Source organism: Xylanibacter ruminicola (assembly GCF_900142525.1).
Classification (GTDB): domain Bacteria; phylum Bacteroidota; class Bacteroidia; order Bacteroidales; family Bacteroidaceae; genus Prevotella; species Prevotella ruminicola_A.
This window is the reverse complement of sequence record NZ_FRBD01000022.1, coordinates 1-21474: the sequence shown is the minus strand read 5'-3', so window position 1 is coordinate 21474 and position 21474 is coordinate 1. Positions and strand designations below refer to the sequence as shown.

At 47.8% G+C, this 21474-nt stretch carries 12 protein-coding genes and 1 pseudogene; 10 read left to right on the top strand and 3 right to left on the bottom strand.

Annotated elements, in window-relative coordinates:
- Positions 1 to 124: 124 nt before the first annotated feature.
- From BUB86_RS13780 to BUB86_RS13735, 10 genes are all read left to right on the top strand, one after another.
- Positions 125 to 1663 carry a substrate-binding domain-containing protein gene (locus BUB86_RS13780; protein ID WP_073210519.1) on the top strand — a complete coding sequence of 513 codons (1539 nt, stop codon included), beginning with the start codon at positions 125 to 127 and terminating at the stop codon, positions 1661 to 1663.
- Between the two features lie 152 nt (positions 1664 to 1815).
- Positions 1816 to 4926, top strand: a complete 3111-nt coding sequence (locus BUB86_RS13775; protein ID WP_073210629.1) for a SusC/RagA family TonB-linked outer membrane protein — start codon at positions 1816 to 1818, stop codon at positions 4924 to 4926.
- A 15-nt stretch (positions 4927 to 4941) separates the two neighbouring features.
- A complete protein-coding gene (locus BUB86_RS13770) occupies positions 4942 to 6687 on the top strand; it encodes a RagB/SusD family nutrient uptake outer membrane protein (RefSeq protein ID WP_073210517.1) in 1746 nt (581 codons plus the stop codon).
- Positions 6688 to 6732: 45 nt separating this feature from the next.
- A complete protein-coding gene (locus tag BUB86_RS13765) occupies positions 6733 to 8121 on the top strand; it encodes a DUF4960 domain-containing protein (protein WP_073210515.1) in 1389 nt (462 codons plus the stop codon).
- 15 nt (positions 8122 to 8136) lie between these two features.
- Entirely contained in the window at positions 8137 to 9741 is a 1605-nt protein-coding gene (locus BUB86_RS13760; RefSeq protein WP_073210513.1) for a glycoside hydrolase family 32 protein, read from the top strand.
- An 84-nt stretch (positions 9742 to 9825) separates the two neighbouring features.
- Entirely contained in the window at positions 9826 to 11991 is a 2166-nt protein-coding gene (locus tag BUB86_RS13755; RefSeq protein WP_073210511.1) for a substrate-binding domain-containing protein, read from the top strand.
- A gap of 178 nt (positions 11992 to 12169) precedes the next feature.
- Positions 12170 to 15283 (top strand): SusC/RagA family TonB-linked outer membrane protein, encoded by a 3114-nt coding sequence (locus BUB86_RS13750; protein WP_073210627.1) that lies wholly within the window; start codon positions 12170 to 12172, stop codon positions 15281 to 15283.
- 37 nt (positions 15284 to 15320) lie between these two features.
- On the top strand, positions 15321 to 17057 hold the full coding sequence (locus BUB86_RS13745) for a RagB/SusD family nutrient uptake outer membrane protein (protein WP_073210509.1): 1737 nt from the start codon (positions 15321 to 15323) through the stop codon (positions 17055 to 17057).
- A gap of 43 nt (positions 17058 to 17100) precedes the next feature.
- Complete coding sequence (locus tag BUB86_RS13740; RefSeq protein WP_073210507.1) at positions 17101 to 18606, top strand: DUF4960 domain-containing protein; 1506 nt, start codon at positions 17101 to 17103, stop codon at positions 18604 to 18606.
- Between the two features lie 26 nt (positions 18607 to 18632).
- Complete coding sequence (locus BUB86_RS13735; RefSeq protein WP_073210505.1) at positions 18633 to 20165, top strand: glycoside hydrolase family 32 protein; 1533 nt, start codon at positions 18633 to 18635, stop codon at positions 20163 to 20165.
- A gap of 275 nt (positions 20166 to 20440) precedes the next feature.
- Here BUB86_RS13735 and BUB86_RS13730 read toward each other — a convergent pair whose 3' ends face one another.
- The 3 genes and pseudogenes from BUB86_RS13730 to BUB86_RS18045 form a co-directional block, all read right to left on the bottom strand.
- Positions 20441 to 20788 carry a D-Ala-D-Ala carboxypeptidase family metallohydrolase gene (locus tag BUB86_RS13730; RefSeq protein ID WP_254795176.1) on the bottom strand — a complete coding sequence of 116 codons (348 nt, stop codon included), beginning with the start codon at positions 20786 to 20788 and terminating at the stop codon, positions 20441 to 20443.
- Between the two features lie 55 nt (positions 20789 to 20843).
- Positions 20844 to 21335, bottom strand: coding sequence for a hypothetical protein (locus BUB86_RS17870; RefSeq protein WP_254795180.1), 492 nt, complete (start codon positions 21333 to 21335; stop codon positions 20844 to 20846).
- A 16-nt stretch (positions 21336 to 21351) separates the two neighbouring features.
- A pseudogene (locus tag BUB86_RS18045) lies at positions 21352 to 21405 on the bottom strand (hypothetical protein); the annotation flags it as partial.
- Positions 21406 to 21474: the final 69 nt, after the last annotated feature.

Sequence of the window (21474 nt, the reverse complement as noted above, 5' to 3'; positions counted from 1 at the left end):
CGCAAAATGAGGTTCAGTTTCCCCACTGAACCTCTTTTTTTGGCAAATAATCATCATAAAGTTTGGAAGTAAAGGGTATTTTTCTTATCTTTGCCATGTTCTTTACTAACAATGACATAAAACCATGTGCAAAACCGTATTATACCTGATTGCCATTATAGCAATTATTACTTCTTGCTCTAAGAGTGAGAAAACTTATAAGATAGCCGTGTCGCAATGCTCCGAAGACATTTGGCGCAACAAGTTGAACGAGGAACTGAAAATGGGCACCTATGTCCACAACAATGTCGAACTTAGCTTTGCTTCGGCCGATGGTAGCGATGAGAAGCAGATAGAGCAAATACACCAATTTATGAAAGACGGTATGGATTTGCTTATTGTGGCTCCCAACCAGATAGCTACTGTGTCGCCAGCTATAGATGAGGTTTTCGACAAAGGCATTCCTGTTATTGTTTTCGACCGTAAGACTAACTCTGAGAAGTTTACCGCTTTCATTGGCGCAGATAACTTCGAGATGGGGCGCCTGATGGGAGAATATATCGCAACCAAGCTAAAAGGCAAAGGTAGGGTTTTAGAAATAATGGGTCTGAAAGGTTCATCGCCGGCCATAGAGCGGCATAACGGCTTCCTGAATGCCATCAGTAGTTATCCGGATATTGTGCTTGTAGCCTCACTGCAAGGTGACTGGACTGAAGAGAGTGCCATGAAGGCCATTAAGGCTTATCATGGTGACCTTTCAAACATTGATTTTGTGTTTGGTCAGAACGACCGCATGGCTGTAGGCGCCTCGAAAGTACTTTCAAAACTCCCCGCTTCGCACCATACCAAATATTGCGGTATCGACGGCCTTCCAGGTGAAGGTAACGGATTGGCAAGTGTTCGCGACTCTATCCTCGAGGCTTCATATATCTATCCTACCCATGGCGACGAAGTGCTTCAGCTAGCGATGGACATACTTGAGGGCAAGCCGTATAAAAAGGATAACCGCCTGATGGCATCGCTGGTTACCAAAGATAATGCCAGAGTGCTATTATTGCAATCTGAAGAGCTTACACGCCAAGGGCATAATATAGACTTCCTGCATGAACAGTCGGACAATTACTTGCAGCAGCTCGACACGCAGCGTGTCATCACATGGATGGCTGTTGGTATTATAGTATTGTTGCTCATTGCCATCGTACTGTTGTACCGTTACCATCTTAATAAGGTAACCATGCAGCGTGAGCGCGTTATTAATACCTTGTGGAACATTCCTGTTGAAGAGTTGCCTGCAGAACCAGCAGAACCAGAGCAACCTGCAGAGGTAGCCGAATCAGGAGTAGTAAAGCCTGAACCATCCGAACCTACTGTCGACTCACGTTTCCTTGCCCGTTTCAAGGAAGTAGTCGAAGCTCGAATGTCGGATAGTGAGGTGAGTGTTGAAGACCTTGCTGCAGATATGAACCTGAGTCGTGTGCAACTCTATCGTAAGGTGAAGGCTATCACCGATTCTTCGCCAGTGGAACTCCTGCGTACAGCTCGTTTGAAACGTGCATATCAGCTTCTGGCAACAACCGATAAGAATATTTCTGAGGTGGCATACGACGTAGGCTTTACTGCTCCATCTTATTTCACCAAGTGTTTTAAAGACGAATTTGGCATCAGTCCATCAGATCTTTCTTGATATAAAAAATCGTTCATTTATGCGCAAATTTGTTACATTGAAACAAAATTTGCATGAGACGAACGAATATTTAACCTCTCTTGTTTATAATTGGAGTACTTTTGCAGAAAATCAAATTCACAATGAGTACTAACCAATTTAAACATTCAACAATGGAAAAACTAAGAAAACTGATTCTGAGTTTCTTTGCTCTCCTTGCTAGTACTGTAATGTACGCGCAAACGGAGATCAGAGGTTCCGTGGTCGACGCCTCTGGCGAGTCCGTAATTGGAGCCACAGTAATGGAGAAAGGAACATCGAACGGTACGATTACCGATTTTGATGGAAACTTCACTATTAAGGTTAACGAGGGTGTTATTCTTGTCATCTCGTACATCGGTTATCAGACACAGGAGGTGCCTGCACAGCAGGGTATGAAGGTAACACTGAAGGAAGATGCCGAGATGCTGCAGGAAGTGGTGGTAACAGGTTATACTACCCAGCGCAAGGCTGATCTGACAGGTGCCATCTCAACTGTAAGTGTGGACGAGATTGCCAAGCAAAACGAAAACAACCCGATGAAGGCCCTGCAGGGCCGTGTGCCAGGCATGAATATCACAGCCGATGGTAATCCATCAGGTGCTGCTACGGTTCGTATCCGTGGTGTGGGAACCCTGAACGACAACGATCCGCTTTACATAATTGACGGAGTGCCTACCAAGGCTGGTATGCATGAGCTGAACGGAAACGACATCGAGAGCATCCAGGTGTTGAAGGATGCTGCCTCAGCCAGCATCTATGGTTCGCGTGCAGCCAATGGTGTAATCATTATCACCACCAAGAAGGGTAAGGATGGTAAGGTGAAGGTGAACTTCGATGGTAGCGTTGCCACATCATTCTATACCAATAAGATTGAGACAATGAATGCCAGCGAGTGGGGACGCGCCTATTGGCAGGCTTGCGTGAACGATGGTGTGAACCCAAGCAACAATAACCTAGGATATAACTACGACTGGAGCTACGACGCTAAAGGCAATCCCGTACTGAATAATATGACTATGAACATGTATCTGGACGAGAACGCCAGTGTACGTGCAGGTGATACAGACTGGTTTAAAGAGATTACCCGCACAGGCGTAGTTCAGCAGTACAACCTCTCAGTAAGCAATGGCTCTGAAAAGGGCAGCTCATTCTTCTCAATAGGTTACTACGACAACCAGGGAACCATTAAGAAGAGTAACTTCAATCGCCTGTCGGCTCGTGCTAATGCAGACTATAAGTTATTCGATGGTAAAGTTGTAATTGGCGAGAACTTCACAGTGAACCGTACAAAGGGTGTTGACGCTCCTGGCGGCGTACTGGAGCACGCACTGGAGTTTAACCCCAACTTCCCAATATATGCCGAAAACGGCAAGTACGCTCAGGCACTGGGTGCTTACTCTGAGCGCGAGAATCCACTGAGCATGATCGACAATGCAAAGGACAATGAATATACACAGTGGCGCTCATTCGGCGATGTACATCTGAGCATCACTCCATTCAAGAACTTCATGATTCGCACCACTCTTGGTATGGACTACACACAGAAAGAGCAGCGATTCTTTACCTACCCTATCGAAAATGGTAAGGTAAAGCGTACCGATAGTGCCGTAGAGAGCAAGCAGGAGCACTGGATGCGCTGGATGTGGAACGCCATAGCTACCTACAATCTTGAAATCGGCAAGCATCGCGGCGACGCCATGATTGGTACTGAGGTGAATCGTCAGGACTATAAGTGGAACAGTGCCAAGCGTTATGAGTTGGCTATTCTGAACACAGACTATATGTGGCCAAGTGCTGGTGCAGGCAAGCAGCTGGCAGAAGGATCGGGCGAAGGTTTCAGTCTTGTGTCTTTCTTCGGAAAGGTTAACTACACCTATGATGACAAGTATCTGGCTAGCTTTACTATCCGTCGAGATGGTTCGAGCCGATTTGGTACAAACAACCAGTACGGTACATTCCCATCAGTATCAGCAGGTTGGCGTCTCTCAGAAGAGAAGTTTATGGCTAAGACAAAGAGCTGGCTCGACAATTTGAAGCTGCGCTACTCTTGGGGACAGACTGGTAACCAAGAAATCTCAAACACTTCACGATACACCCTCTACAAGTCGGTAGTATCTACTGGACTATGGGGCAGTGGACAAGCAGGTTCATCATACGACATCAGCGGTAAGAACGGCGGCTACGATCTGGCTAACGGTTACGTGCGTAATCAGCGCGGCAACGACGATATCAAGTGGGAAACCACCACACAACATAACATCGGTGTTGATTTCGCAATGCTGAGAAACGAAATCTACGGTAGTTTTGATTGGTTCAATAAGAAGACCACAGACATTCTGCTCTTCATGGAAGGTATCGCTGCTATGGGTGAAGGCTCTGGTCAGTGGATCAATGCCGGCGAGGTAAAGAACAACGGTTGGGAACTGAGTATTGGTTATCGTCATCAGTTGGAGAACGGTTTCTCGTGGGATATCAACGGAAACATCAGTAAGTATGTGAATGAGATTACAAAACTGCCTGAGACAGTAGCTGCCAACGGTAAGTATGGTGGTAACGGCGTGAAGAGTGTTGTAGGTCATCCAATGTTCTCGCAGGTAGGCTACATCTACGACGGAATCTTCAAGAGTCAGGAGGAGATTGATAATCATGCCACACAGGAAGGTGCTGGCCTGGGCCGCATACGCTATAAAGACCTGAATGGCGACGGTGTTATTACCGAGGCCGATCAGGACTGGATTTACGATCCAACACCCGACTTCACTTGGGGATTGAACATCTATCTGCAGTATAAGGACTGGGATTTGACTATGTTCTGGCAAGGCGTACAGGGTGTTGATGTAGACTGTCGCGGATATAAGTCGCAGACCGACTTCTGGGCAAATTCAGCCATCAACGTACCTTATCTGAACAAGGGTAAGCGAGCACTCGATGCCTGGAGCCCAGCTAATCCTAGCAGCAACATCCCTGCACTCACCACATCGGATACAAACAATGAGGGACGTGTTTCATCTTACTATATAGAGAATGGTAGTTACGTGAAGCTGCGCACCATACAGTTGGGTTACAATCTGCCCAAAAAGGTTACTGAGAAGTTATGTATGGATCGTATACGCCTCTACGCATCGGCCCAGAACCTGCTCACCATCAAGAGCAATAAGTTTACAGGTGCCGATCCTGAGAACCCAGGATTCAACTATCCTATCCCCCTCAATCTTACATTCGGACTTAATGTTTCATTCTAAAATATAGCAACGATTATGAAAACGATATATAGAACAATCTGCGCAATCTGCGTAATCTGTGGTCTTACTGCCTGCTCTGATTTCCTGGAGGAACAGGTGCCACAGGCAACGCTGACTCAGGACGAGGTAAAGAACCCTGAGTATATCGACAACGTGCTGATTTCAGCATACGCTGGACTGGTTTCGATTGAGGATATGAACGCATCGTTCTCACTCTGGAACTACGACACACGAAGCGACGACGCATATGTTGGCGGTTCGGACTTCTCTGATGGAGAACCTTTCCACAGACTGGAAAAAGGTGTTGGTATTCTTACTACCGACTGGCCTTTCAGCTCTATCTGGACTCGATTCTACAATTACCTTAGCCGCGTAAGTCTGTCGATAGACATTCTGGCAAGTGCCGATCAGGAGAATGCTACCATACAGCAGCGTACTGCCGAGATGAAGTTCCTGCGTGCATACGGCCACTTCCAGCTGAAGCGACTATTTAAGAAGATTCCATTTGTGAACAAGCCAAACATGCAGGAAGAGGACTACAATAATCTCTCGAACACAGAGTATACCAACGACGAGGGGTGGCAGCAGATTATCAACGATCTGGAGGATGCCTACGCAGTACTGCCAGAAGCTCAGACTGAGAAGGGACGCCCAACAAAGGCCGCTTGTGCAGCATTCCTGGCTAAGGTATATCTGTATAAGGCATATCGTCAGGACGATGCCAGCAGCAATCAGGTAACAGCCATCAACGAGGCAGATCTGCAGAAGGTTGTAGATTACACCAATCCAGCCATCTATACCAAGGCCGGCTATGGTCTGGAGCCAGATATGCACAACAACTTCCGTCCTGAAGAGCAGTATGAGAACGGTAAGGAGAGTCTTTGGGCCATACAGTACTCTAGAAACGACGGTACCGTTTATGGCAACCTGAACTTCTCTTACCGCCTGATTGTGCCATGTATTCCTAAGGTTCACGACTCTGGTTGCGACTTCTACAAGCCTTCTCACAATCTGGTGAGCGCCTATCGCACCAACAGCGACGGTCTGCCAATGCTTGACACTTATGCCGACGAGGAATATACCGTTGGTTCACCCCAAACTGTAGATCCGAGACTGTTTGTAACAGTAGGCGTACCTGGTACTCCATATATGTTTAACCCAAGCTTTATGATTGCCGAGAGCAACGCTTGGAGCCGCAGTGGTGGTACATTCGGATACTTTGTATCGCTGAAGCAGAATGTTGATCCTGCGCTGACAGACAGCTATCTGTATCTGTGCGATTCACAGTGGGCAAGTTCGATGAACCGCATCGTTCTACGCTATGCTGACGTTCTGTTGATGCGTGCTGAGGCTCAGGCTCAACTAGGACAAACCTCAGAGGCCATCGCACTGGTTAATCAGGTTCGCGATCGTGCAGCAGGTATGGCAACAAACAGCATCGTTTCTAACTATCCTAATAAATATGGCGTACACTATGCAGTAGGTAAGTACAACGGTAACTACAGCAAGGACGAGGCCATGAAGATAATAAAGATGGAGCGCCGACTGGAGCTAGCTATGGAGAGCGAGCGTTTCTTCGATCTGGTACGTTGGGGCGATGCAGCTACAGTACTCAACAAGTACTACTCTACAGAGAGTGAGAAGATGAACTTCCTGAATGGATCGCAGTTTACAGCCAACAAGAATGAGTACCTGCCTGTACCATTCGAGCAGATGGCAGCATCTAACGGACACTACACTCAGAACTGTGGACAGTGGTAAGAATCGAGTTAAGATTTAAAAATTAAGAATTTAGAGTTAAGAGTTATGAAAACGATATATAGCATTATCTGCGCAATATGCATCGTATGCGGGCTCACCGCTTGTAACGATGATCATACGGGCAGCATCGACGTAAGCGGTTCATGCTTGGTTGAGAAGTTTGTCCTGAACGGACAATACGAAGGTACCATCAACACAGAGAAGCGACTGGTAAAAGTAAAAGTGCCCGTAGATTTCGCCCAGAAGGGTGATATGGAGATAACAAGTCTGACAGTATCTGCTGGCGCACAGACCAATATGAAGGTGGGTGACCACATCAACTTTGATGCCGATCGCAATCTTCACATCAGCAATGGCGACTTGGTAATGGACTATCAGGTAAGCGTACGTAACGACGAGGCCTTGATGTCGCTCTTCATACTTGAGGGTGTGAAAGGTGCCATCAACCAGCAGGACAAGACTATCACCGTAAGCGTGATGGCCAACAGCGGTATCGACCTTAGCAATGCTACTTTCGAAGTTGAATGCAGCGAGGATGCCACATGTAGTCCAGCTAGCGGCACTAAGGGCAACTTCACTGAGCCGTTCCAGATTACACTTAACGACAATACTGCTACTACAGTATATACGGTATATGTAACACTGATTGAGGATCCTATCGCACTGTTTGTTGGCGATGCTGAAAACATCGAACTGCTGAACGATGAGGAGAAGGCTGCTGCCAAGTGGCTCACTGGTAACATTGCAAGTGCAGCCTACGCATCATGGAGCGATGTAGCTGGCGGAAATATCTCACTTGAGAAGTGTAAGCTGATATTCTTCCACCGTCATTGCTCATCATACGGCAATTACAATGGATTTGCTGAGGCTGAACAGGGAGCAATGACAGCACTGGCCAAGATGAAGGAATACTGGCAGAAGGGTGGTGCATTCGTACTGGGTCGTAGCGCGGTGAACTACGCTATTGCTCTGGGTGCTATGCCTGAGGACGCTTATCCAAACAATGTTTGGGGCGGCGGAGGCGGCGAAGGCTCCGACCTGATGGGCGACGACCCTTGGCATACATTTGCTTACGACCCCACTCATCCACTGTGGAACAATCTGAAAACCTATCCAGATGCTCCAGACAATGCTATCTACACACTCGATAAGGATTACACCATCTGTAACACCACATCACAGTATGGATTCTGGGATACTTATCAGGGTGGTAAGGATGCTATGGAAGCTAAGACTGGTGGTCGCGCTCTGACTGGCGACAACAGCGTGAACGCATGGGAGTTGAAGGCTGCTAACGGCGAGTTTGGTAAGGGTGGTATCATCTGTCTGGGCTCAGGTCTATACGATTGGAATTCTCCAACTCCTTACGAGTCGAACTATCACGACAACATGGGCACTATCCTGCTCAACGCATTCAATTATCTAACCAAATAAAAAAAACTGTAAGTTATGAAGACAATGATATATTCAGTATTCGCACTCATGCTGTCAGCCTCTGTGCTGACGGCGTGCAGCGACGAGAAGTTCAGCGGCGATCCCGCAAAGGACTGGAACGGCACTGCCACATTCTTCGCTTCGACTGATGCTGCCGGCTTTGGCACATTCTATACACCAGCTGTTGGCCGTGTAGGCGACCCAATGCCTTTCTACGATCAGAAGAGCGGCGACTTCAAGGTGCTCTATCTGCAGGAGTTCATCAACAACATGACTTATCGCTTCCACCCCATTTGGGCAGTTTCTACCAAGGATGGTGCCAACTACGAGTCGCTGGGCGAGTTACTGGCATATGGTGCTAACGACTATCAGCAGGATGCGGCACTGGGTACAGGTTGCGCATACGAGAAGGATGGTACATATTATATCTACTACACAGGTCACAACGGAAACTGCAAGAATCGCGAAGTGGTGATGCGAGCTACATCTACCGACTTCAAGACCTGGGCTAAGGACGAGCTTTGGACTCTGAATGGTCCTGACTTTGGCTACTCAGGTAATGACTTCCGCGATCCACAGATATTCGTAGCCGACGACAACCTCTACCACATGGTTATCTCTACCTATCCCAATGGTGGTGGCGACCCCTGTTTTGCAGAGTTCAAGTCGAGCGACCTGAAGAACTGGGAGCATGTAGGACGTATCCGTATGATCTGGGACCGTATGCTGGAGTGTCCCGACATCTTCAAGATGGGCAACTACTGGTACATCGTGTTCAGCGAGAGCTATCGCGCCAACTGGAGCCGTAAGGTGAAGTATATGGTAGCCTCTACCTACGAGGACCTGAAGAGCTGTCTGAACGACGGACCAAAGTGGGCTCCTGACGGACACGAGGGTGTGCTCGACAGCCGTTCGCTCTATGCCGCCAAGACTGCTTCTAACGGCACAGACCGTTACATCTGGGGATGGTGCCCATTCCGTTCTGGTAGCGATATTCACGAGAAGAATACCAACGTAGGTGCTGGCGACGGCAATGAACCTAACTGGAGTGGAGCACTGGTATGTCACAAGATTATCCAGCACAGCGATGGCACTCTTACGCTTGGTGCTGTACCAGCAATGGCAACCAAGTATAATCAGACCGTTGACTTGAAGGTTATGGAGTCTAATGGATATAACAATGGTACGCTTAGCGGCGATGGAGCATACGTGCTCTACAACCGTCTGGGCACTGCCAATCACATCTCATTTACTGTAAAGACCTCGAACAACTTGGATAAGTTCGGTGTATCATTTGTACGCGGCACTGATTCAAAGAAGTACTATACAATGGTAGTTAACCCTGAGGGGGAAGATGGACGCGGACGCAAGGTTAATTTCGAGCAGGAAGGCGAAGAAGGCAAAGGTTTCATCGATGCTGCTGACGGCTACTGGTTCGAGCGTCCTGCCGACAACACTTACAATATTGATATCTACACCGACAATAGCGTGATTGTCATGTATATCAACGACACAGTATGCTATACCCAGCGCATCTATGGTATCCAAAAGAATTGCTGGAGTATCAACAACTACGGCGGGTCAATCACCGTCAGTGATGTAAAGGTTACACAGCAATAATCAATAGTATCCTAAAAAAAGCTGTTATCTTTTTCATCTTTCACAAAAAAAAGTGCTATATTTGCAGCATTAAATGTGTAGAAGATGAAAAAGATAACGGCTTTTTTGATGCTCATGGTCTTGCTGACAGCATGCTCTAAGCCAGACCATATCTACAAAATAGGTGTATCGCAATGTTCAATAGGCTTGTGGCGCTCAAAGGTGAACAATGAGATGCTGGCTGCACAGCACCTCTTCGACCAGGACGTGAAAGTGGAAATCGTAGACTGCTACGACCAGTCGGACGACCAGATACGACAGATAGATAGTCTGGTGGCCAGCGGTATCGACCTGCTGGTAGTAGCCCCCAACGACTATAAGATAGCCCCAGCCCTGAAGCGTGCTAAGGACAAGGGCATCCCCATAGTGCTCTTCGATCGCATGGTGGAGAGCAACGACTACACAGCCTTTATTGGCGGCAGCAATGTGGCCATAGGCGAGATGGCAGCAAACTATGCTGTACAGCTGGCGGCTGAATCGGAGGGACACAACGTACTGGAGATTGCCGCCCTGCAAAACACATCGCCAGCACGCGAGCGCCACCAAGGTTTTGAGCGTGTAATGAAGCAGCACCAAGACGCGAACTATCACTACATCATAGGCAACTGGGACGACAACAACACTCATGACATTCTGAAGAAAGAAATAGAAGCAGGCCGTATACCCGATGTAGTATTCTGCCACAGCGATTTCATGGCTCTGGGTGCCCACCGCGCTACCGTTGAGGCACGACTTGAAAACAAGATTAAGGTGATAGGCGTTGACGGACTGCCCATCGAAGGCATAAAATATGTGCAGAAAGGCTGGCTGGCCGGCACCTGCGTCTACCCCACCCACGGTGAAGAAATCGTGCGGCTAGCTCTCGACATCCTGAACAGGAAACCTTACGAACGCATCAACTACCTGAACAGTCTGATAATCACGCCCCAAAATGTGGACATGATATCCCGCTATGCCACAGAGTTGATGCACCAGAACGAAGACCTGGTGGTGATACAAGAGAAACTAGACAACTACTTCGGGCTCTACCATGTGCAGAGCAAGATTATCTGGGCCAGCGTGTTTGCCATCGTGCTGCTGGTGGTGGCCATCGCGATTACATGGCTTGCAGTAAAGCAGATACGTAAGGCACATCGCAAACAGAAAGCGCTCAACAAGGAACAGACACAATTCTATACCAATGCCAGCCACCAGCTGAAGACACCATTGACGCTCATCACAGGGCCACTGAAGCAGTTGTTGAAGCGAAACACGCTCAAAGACAGCGATAAAGAACTGCTGGAGATAGTTGACCGCAATGTTTCGCAACTGGAGTCGCTGGTGTCGGATGTACTAAACTTCCGACGTGAAGTTCAAAACACCGTCAGCGATGATAGTGTGCCCGACGAAAAGAGCCTGGCGGCATCGAAAGACATTGTCCACGAATCGCATCTCAACATGCTGAATCAGACAGATGCCGAAGAACTGCCCAATATACTGATTGTGGAGGACAACGATGACATGCGCCGCTATCTGCGCACGCTGCTAGCCGACAGATTCTACGTGTTGGAGGCCAGCGACGGACAGAGCGGACTCAAACTGGCCCGTGAGAGCGTGCCCGACCTAATAGTAAGCGACGTGATGATGCCAGTGATGGACGGTTTGCAACTCTGTAAACAGCTGAAAGAAGATTTAATCACCAGCCACATACCAGTAATCCTGCTGACGGCCCGCAGCGAAGAGCACCAGCAGATGGAAGGCTATGAGAGTGGTGCTGATGCCTACCTCACCAAGCCCTTCAGCGCCGAGTTGCTGGTGAGCCGCATCTACAATCTGCTGTCATCGAGAAGAAAACTGCGCAACCTGTTTGACGACAAACAAGAGAATGCACCAGCAGATGTAAAGCTGACAACACAGGACAAACTGTTTATGGACCAACTGAAGGAAGCCATCAACCAGAGCATGTCCAATCCCAACCTAAAGATGGACGAGCTGGGCGAGCAGTTGGGCATCAGTCGTGTGCAGCTGTACCGCAAGGTGAAGACACTGACAGACCTCTCACCAGTAGAACTGCTACGACAGATGCGACTACAGAAAAGCAAGATACTACTGAACACCACAACCAAGACAGTAGCTGAAATAGCATACGAGGTAGGTTTCAGTTCGTCGAGCTACTTCTCGAATTGTTTCAAGAAGCAGTTCGGCAAATTGCCGATGGAATTAAGAGAATAGCCTATAATACATTTGAAAACGCAACGATAACAAATATTATAAAAAGCATCGCAATATTGATACATGCAACATTTTTTATGGCGGTTTGAACGTTTTTTTAAAGGTTCAAGCCGCTTTTGTTAGTACTTTTGCAGCAATCAAATTCACAATGAGTACTAACCAATTTAAACATTCAACAATGGAAAAACTAAGAAAACTGATTCTGAGTTTCTTTGCTCTCCTTGCTAGTACTGTAATGTACGCGCAAACGGAGATCAGTGGTTCCGTGGTCGACGCCTCTGGCGAGTCCGTAATTGGAGCCACAGTAATGGAGAAAGGAACATCGAACGGTACGATTACCGATTTTGATGGTAACTTTAAACTAAAGGTAGAAGCTGGTAAAACGCTTGTCTTCTCGTACATTGGATTTAAAACCCAGGAGTTGCCTGCTAAAAATGGCATGCAAGTAACCTTGAAAGACAATGCTAAGGAGCTGGCAGAAATCGTAGTAACTGGATATCAGGCTCAGCGTAAGGCCGACCTGACAGGTTCGGTTTCTGTAGTAGAGACGAAAGACCTGAAGACATCGGCTGATACCGACCCCATGCGTGCTCTGCAGGGAAAAGTGCCAGGCATGACTATTACCAGTAACGGTTCGCCTGTAGGTGCTGGTACCGTTCGCATTCGTGGTATTGGATCGTTCAACTCTTCACAGGATCCATTGTTCGTTATCGACGGTGTGCCCACCACAACCAATCTGAACACACTGAACATGAACGACATTGAGTCGATGCAGGTTTTGAAGGACGCTGCTTCGGCTTCTATCTATGGTAGCCGTGCTGCCAATGGTGTGATTATCATCACCACCCGTAGCGGTAAGAAGGGCGACAAGGTAAAGATTGATTTCTCTGCAAATCTTACTGCACAGTTCTACAACAAGCAGAGCATGATGGATCTGTCGAATACAGCTGAGTATGCTACAGCTATGGCTCAGGCTGCTATGAACGACGGACTTGATCCTGAAGCTTATGCCAACAACTACGGTTTGACTCTGCATGCAGGCAGCGGCACACCAATCTCTGCCTATAACCCCGCAACAGAACAGATGGAGAACTTTACCGTAAATGGTCTGTACGACGGCTACATGAACTCGAAGAGAACCATGCGCTTTAGCGATACCGACTGGTTGAAGGCCATTTCTCGCACAGGTTTCTCACAGAACTACGACCTTTCTATCTCGAACGCAACCGATAAGTCGTCGGCTCTGTTCTCATTTGGTTATAAGAAGAACAAGGGTATCCTGAAGTACACCGATTTCGAGAGCTTCTCTGGTCGTATCAACACTAGTTTCAAGATTAACAAGTTGGTAACTATCGGTGAGAATGCTACAATTACATATTCTAATCAGGTTGACTTGCAGCCTCTGGAAAATGCCTTGAAGATGTCGCCAACACTCCCTGTATATGAGGAAGATGGTGTAACATTCTCAGGTCCTGTAGGTGGTATGAGCGACCGTCAGAACCCACTGCGTGAGTTGTATCACAACCGCGACAATCGCCTGAAGATGTGGCGCGTATTTGGTAACGCATTTGTTAACATTGAGCCCATCAAGGGATTGCTTCTCCGTTCAAACTTCGGTCTCGACCTCTGGTCGGAGAATATCCACAGTGTAACATATACCTGGCACTCTGATGTTGTAAACAACTCTACTCCATCGGCTAATATGGGCGCCAAGACATCGGTTAAGTGGACATGGTCAAACACCGCAAACTATAACTTCACCCTTGGTACCGATCATTCATTTATCGTACTGGGTGGTATGGAGCTTCACAGAGATATCAACGAGTGGTCGAATGCATACGCACAGATGTTTGCTATCGAGAACTACGACTATATGTATCCCGATGCTGCTACTGGCACACAGCGTGCAACCGGTATTCAGGAGGGCTACAACCTGGTATCGTTCTTCGGTAAGCTCGACTATAACTTCAAGGATTTGCTGCTGGCTTCGTTCACTATCCGTCACGACGGTTCTAGCCGCTTTGGTGAGAACAACCGCTACGGTACATTCCCAGCTGCTACACTCGGTTATCGTATTTCTCAGCACCTGAAGCAGAGCTGGATCGACGATCTGAAGATTCGTGCTTCTTGGGGTCAGACTGGTAACCAGGCTATCTCAAACTATGCTCGCTATGGTCTTTATGCAGCTACATACGGTGGCGGCCGCAACGAGTCAACAGCCTACGACCTGAATCTGGCTGGTAGCGGTATCTTCCCTTCTGGTTTCCGTGCCACACAGGCTCAGAACAACAATCTGAAGTGGGAAACAACCGAGCAGTGGAACCTGGGTCTTGACTTCCGTTTCTTCGGCAGCTCACTCTATGGTACAGTCGACGCCTATATTAAAAAGGTAAAGGATATGCTTATCAACCCTGCTTACCTGGGTTCGATGGGTGAAGGTGGTGCCAGCTGGCTTAACGGTCCAAGTCTCAAGAACTGGGGTATGGAATTTGCCCTTGGCTATCGTCATACAACAGAATACGGCCTGACTTACAATGTAAATGGTAATCTGGACTTCTATCGCAGTAAGGTTACTTATCTGCCCGAAACAACTACAGGTTCGTATGTTCACACAGCAAAGGAGAATCTTGTAGAGTCTGGTCATCCTTATGGTTCTATCGTAGGTTATGTGGTTGACGGACTGTTCCAGAATCGCGATGAAGTTCTGGCAAGCGGCCAGGATAACGCTCGCGTAGGCGGTCTGAAGTATGCCGACCTTGATGGTAATGGTATCATCAACGAGCAGGATCAGACTTGGATTTTCAATCCAGTGCCCAACTTCTCATGGGGTCTTAATGTTGACCTGAGCTATAAGAACTTCGATTTCAATATGTTCTGGCAGGGTGTTGCTGGACAGGACGTTTACAACGACCAGAAGTTCCAGACCGACTTCTATAGCATTACCGATGCTGGTTCTAACAAGGGTAACCGTATGCTTGGCGCATGGACCACTGCTAACACCGGTAGCAAGATTCCTGCTTTGACCACCAACAATACTGGCAACGAAAACCGTGCCTCTACCTACTTTGTTGAGAATGGCTCTTATGGAAAGCTCCGTCAGGTACAGCTTGGTTACAACATCCCAAAGAGTCTGCTCAGCAAGTTGAACATGACCAGTGCTCGTGTATACGTTTCTGGCCATAACTTACTCACCATTAAGAGTAGCTCACTTACTTGCTCGGATCCAGAGAACCCACGTTGGATGTATCCTAATAGCACCAGCATTTCATTTGGTATCCAGACTACGTTTTAATTAAGAGTTAAGAATTTAGAATTAAGATTATAGAGTTATGAAAACAATATATAAATCAATATGCGCAGGTCTGATCGTTTGCGGTTCACTCACTTCGTGCAACGATTTCATAGACGTGACACCCAAGGGCGTTATTAACGAAGATCTGGCCATGAGTCAGCCCGAGGAGATGGTTACAGCAGCTTACGCAAAACTTGGTGATGACTGGTACACCTATCCGTTTAATCTCTGGCCCTATGCCGATGTATCGACTGACGACGCTATGAAAGGCGGCTCAGGAACCACCGATACAAACTATCATCCAGTAGAGGTATGGTCTACTTTAACAGCTTCTACTCCCGACCACATGGATGAGCTGTGGTATCACTTATACTGTTCAATAAGCCGTTGTAACCGTGCCTTGGTTTCTTTGGCCAACAGCGAGAGTATGGATGCCCAGACAAAGGCTATTCGCGAGGGTGAGGTTCGTTTCCTCCGTGCTCACTTCTATTTCAAGCTGGTTCAGCTTTGGAATCAGGTGCCCTGGGTTGATGAGGAGGTTTATAAGAACCACACCGAGGAGCAGACTCGTAATGATGAGTTTACTCACGATGAACTGATGAAGAAGATTGTGGCCGACTTTAAGGCTGCCTACGATGTACTGCCAGCACACCAGGCTCAGGGCGGACGTGCCAATAAGATTGCTGCAGCTGCCTATCTGGCAAAGTGCTACCTCACAATGGCTTGGGGCGACGGATATGAGGCAAATACCGGCGTAAGCCACATCAACAGCCAGTATATGCAGGAAGTACTGAAGTACACACAGGACGTGGCTAACTCGCAGTATGGCTATCTTGAGGACTTTGGCGATATCTTCCTGCCTGAGTATAAGAACTCTAAGGAGAGCATCTTTGCCGTACAGCACTCTGACTATCAGGACGATAATACACTGTATGGTCGTGCAAACTGGAGTAACATGCTGAATGGTTGCTGGGGCATCTGGTCGTGCGGATGGGACTTCCACAAGCCTACACAGAACCTGGTAAATGCCTTTAAGACAAAGGATGGTCTGCCCATGTTCGACGACTTTAACAAGGAGATTGCTTATCCTATCAATGGTGTTCCAACAGCACAGAAGTGGGATCCACGTTTATTCCACACAGTAGGTATGCCTACATTCCCATACAAATACGAGGCTCAGTACACCATGACTACCGACAACTCTCGTACACCTAACACCTATGGCTACTATGCCTCTCTGAAGGAAGTGCCACAGCGTTCTAAGGGCGAGACCTTCGACAACCCATGGCAGGCATTCGCTATGAACGACTATGTACTGCGCTATACCGACGTGATGCTTATGCGTGCCGAAGCTCTGATTGAGACAGGTTCTCTTGAAGAGGCACGTACCATCATCAACAATATCCGTCAGCGCGCTAAGAATTCTGTTGCAAAGCACATTGCATACGCTGCCGACCAGTGTGACATCGCTCTCTATCCTACATCTTACTTCCAGGATAAGGAAACAGCACGTAAGTGCCTGCAGTGGGAGCGCCGCCTTGAGTTGGCTATGGAGAGCAACCGCTTCTTCGACCTTCGTCGCTGGGGTATCGCTTCTCAGACACTGAATGCATTCTTTGAGACCGAGAAGGACGTAACCTATGGCAAGCAGACATATGCACAGTACTACAAGGATGCCCACTTCACAGCAGGCAAGAATGAGTACTTCCCTCTGCCATATATCCAGCTCTACTATGTGCCTGGTCTCTACACCCAGAACAAGGGATACAATTAAGTAGTTAAGAAGTTAAGTAGTTAAGAAGATAATTAATACAGTTATGAAAAAAATATCATTCATTATATTGGCGATGGTAGCCTTAGTCCTGACAGCATGTCAGGACAAGGACATCGACCGCGAGGCAATGAAGCTCAGCGCTCCCGATGCATCACAGATAACAGGTTCGCTTTCTGGCGACGATTATATTTGGACATGGTCATCATCCAATGCGCAGGTAACGCAGATGTTGGTGTCGGTCTATCGTAATGGCACACTCTCTTCAAGCGAGATGGTTAGCGGCAGTAGCTATACCCATAAGAATGTACCAACCAATGTACCTTTTGAGTATGTGTTCAAACTTACTGATGGTACAAACTTCTCAACAGGTGTCATCAAGAACTATCTTCGCGAGGGTGCCACAAGCATTACTGGCGTACAGATGAGTCAGGTTGATAAGGATGGTGGTTACGATGCACTCGTAGAATGGGACAAGGCTGTAGATGCTACATCTATCTTACTGACAGCAACCAATGGCGTGCGCACCATCAATGAGACGCTTAACGGTTCTTTAACCAGCTATACCATCAGCGATGTAGAAACAGGCGACACATGGGATGTAACACTGGTTGCCCAAAACGAGAAGGGTACATCTCTGTCAACCAAGTCTTCACTCCGCATTGGTAAGACCGCTATCGGTTTCCTGAGCGTTTATGCTACACCTGAGGAGTTGATAGAGAATGGTGACGACGATGAGGCTTCGGCTTGGCTGTGGCTGCACGAGACCTATCCAACCGCTAAGTACGTTTACTTCGGCGATATAAATAGCACCGACGATATCGATCCATACCGTGTACTGTTCTGGCTGCGCGATCTCGAAGGTGTTGGCGAAGGTGAAGTATTTGCTATGCCAGAGATTGTAGAGGCTGCTACACCATTTATCAAGGAGTGGTATAAGGAAGGTGGAAGCCTGCTGCTGTGGAGCCATGCTACTGTTTATGCCGGACATCTCGGCCGTATCAGTCTTGATGAGATGAAGAGTAACGACCGTGCTATCGGAACAGGCTTTGGCGGCATCAACAACGATGTATGGAAGATGGCTGTAGAGCTGTATCCTGACCATAAGTTCAAGAAGGATCACTCATCACATCCTATCTATAAGGGTCTTGAGGTTGAGACAAATGCCGATACCAAGCTTATCGCCTTCAAGGGTCCAGGTTGGACTGAAGACCACAACTGTCTGTTCTTCAATCTTCCTTCACTCTGGACAGGTATTGGTAATACCGAGGAAGCCTGCTACACACAGTGCACACAGACCTTCGGCGTATATCCACTCGGCACCTGGGACAGCCAGATATGGTGGGTTAGCCAGATGAACGTTTGGGAGGCTCAGCAGGGTAATACCGAGTTCAAGGGTACATTGCTTTGCATCGGTAACGGTGGTTGCGAGTTCTCTATGAAGAATGCCGACGGTACTCCCGACAAGAGCGCTCATCCAAAGAACAATATCTATCAGGACAATGTCCTTACTCTCGCCAAGAATTCTCTTGAATATCTGAAGACAAGATAATAGATGGCATTGGTTTTTTGAGTTATATGAAGAAATTCTGGAATTTCTTTTCTGCAATGATGGTAACCGCTACAATGGCGGTTACCATTCTTGGTTGTACAAGTGATGATCCCAAGAAGGAGCCGCCTGCTCCCAATCCCCCCACGCCAGTGGATCCTGTTGATCCTCCTGCACCACCTACGCCAACACCAGGTAGCTACACCGAATTGTATCGCCCGCAGATACACTTCACGCCGGCTAAGAACTGGATGAATGATCCCAACGGTATGGTGTACGTTGGTGGCGTTTATCATCTGTTCTACCAATATAATCCCCAAGGCAACAGCTGGGGCAATATGTCGTGGGGCCACGCCACCAGCACCGATCTGATTCATTGGACAGAGCAGGCCGTAGCCCTGACACGCGATGAATTAGGCGATATCTTCTCTGGTTCGGCTGTCATCGATCATAACAACACCGCAGGTTTCGGTGCAGGCGCCATGGTGGCATTCTATACTTCGGCTGGCGATGCCGGACAGCAGCAAAGCATGGCTTATTCTACAGATGGCGGTAAGAAATTTACACGCTACGCCGCCAACCCCGTTATTAAGAATAATGACGACCGTCAGCGCGACCCCAAGGTGTTCTGGCATGCCGATTCCCAGCAATGGATTATGTCGCTGGCCAAAGGTTGGAGCAAGGGCATTGAGTTCTTCGGTTCTACCGATATGAAGACCTGGACCAAGCTAAGCACGTTTGTAGTCGACCTGCCTGGTCGTCCCGACTTGCAGTGGGAGTGCCCCGATTTGCTGCAGTTTGGCGATAAGTGGGTGCTGATAGTAAGTGTTAACCCAGGCGGCCCCGTATTGGGCTCAGGCACCATGTACTTTGTTGGTCAGTTCGATGGCAAGGAATTCAAGGCCGATGCACTCAAATATCCGCTCTGGCTCGACTATGGTATGGACAACTATGCTGGCGTTACCTGGAGCAATACCGGCGACAGAAAAGTGCTGATTGGTTGGATGAACAACTGGAGCTATGCTGACGCTGTGCCTTGTTCGCCTTGGCGTTCGGCAATGACTTTGCCTCGCGAGTTGAAACTTATCAACTACAACGGCACTCCTTTGTTGACAAACACTGTGGTTAGCGAAATCGATAAGATAGCCGGTAGTTGGCTGTCGGCAGGCTCAAGTCTTGATGTAAAAGATGCCTATCAGCTCAGAATCAAGCTCAATCTTGATAAGAACTCTACCATCACGCTGGGTAATTCGTTCGATGAGAAATACGTCATCGATATTGATGCTTCATCCAGCATGCTTACTGTTCATCGCACCTCTGCTACAGGTAAGACTAATTTCAACGGATCATTCTCAGTTCCTTCAATGCGAGCCCCTCTGAATGTTTCAGGTACTACTGTAACGCTCGACATCTACGTTGATCAGTCGTCGGTAGAGCTCTTTACAGAAAATGGCACCATGTCGATGACCAACCTCATCTTCCCCCAGAGCATTTATAACACTCTGACAGTGTCTGGTGCTGATTACGAGGCTCAAGTCCGTCAGCTCAGCAGAATCTGGTAATATTATCAGTCACAATAAAAAATCGTTCATTGCATGTATTATTGTTACAATGAACGATTTTTTTTATTTTTTGAATCATTTTTTATCGTCTTCCTATTGAAACTATCGTATCTTTGCCGTAGAAAATTTTGGGATACGTTAGTTATATTGTTTTTAGTTAGAGTAAAAGATTTAGTTTTGATTTTGTAGTAATTGGTTTTAGGTTTATTAGTAGTTGGTAAAGTAAAAGAAAAGGCGCCGCTCGTGATGAGTGGCGCCTTTGTTGTTGGGGGATTCTACACCACCATGAAGTCGGTTTTGCGGCGATTTCCTTGGGGCCGGACGGCAAAGTGGAGCCATGGCTTGTTATGGCGATTCTTTTCCATTAGTAGTTCGTCGAAGTCCTGATGGGTTTCGTCGGCGTAGTCTAGCAGGATAGTGGCGTAACGCAGTAGCTGCTCTTTTCCGTATACGCGGATGTCGGCGGCGCAACCGGTAAGGTGGTTGCTGGTGGGTTCGCCACCAACCTTGCGGTTGAGCTGAGGGCTGCGGTAGCCTGAGTTGATGACCACTGGTTCAGCATGACCGTACCTCTCGTTGTATCGCTTGCGTAGAACCTCCAGCCACACGCATAATCGCTTCAAATTTGCAATCGCCTCATGACTGGGGATGTTATATACTTCGGGATGCGAGTTTCCATTATTTCTTTCTCTTTTTCTTGTTAATATTCAACGGTGTACTATTAGGGAATGCCACGCTATACGCGGCGTCGAGGGCCTTGAGGTCAACCTTGCGCAGACTGATGCCGAGGCTTACGGCAACGATGGCGCGAAGCAGCTCGCGATGCTTGCGCGGGTAGAGCGATGGCGGTTTCAGGCCGAACCACACCTTCAACACATTGCGGATGCAGAACCGTTTGTACTGCCCGCCCAACATCTGCCTTGTGCGCTCCTGCCTACGCCAGTTCTTTAGCATCTGCTGAACGCTGTTGCGGGTAACACCAGCACCCTTTAGTGCTATCGAGAACTGCTTGGCTCGCGCCTCGTCGTTAAACTTAGTGGCGATATAGAGCGTCTCGGTTTTGGTGAGTTGGTAGTAGGGCATTAACTTCTTTCCACCATTCGGCAGATTGTAGGTTTTCTGCAAGAGCTGAAATTTCAGCCCTTGTACTTTTTCCCACGCGGGCTCCATTTTTTCGGATAGCCTGCATAATGTTTTTGTGTTGCTTACCAGTCAGCTCAGCAATCTCGAGCGACGTCATTGTCTGTTCTATTTTAATAATGTTGTACACCGTTGTCATGGATTGTCATTGTCATGATTGTCATTAAGG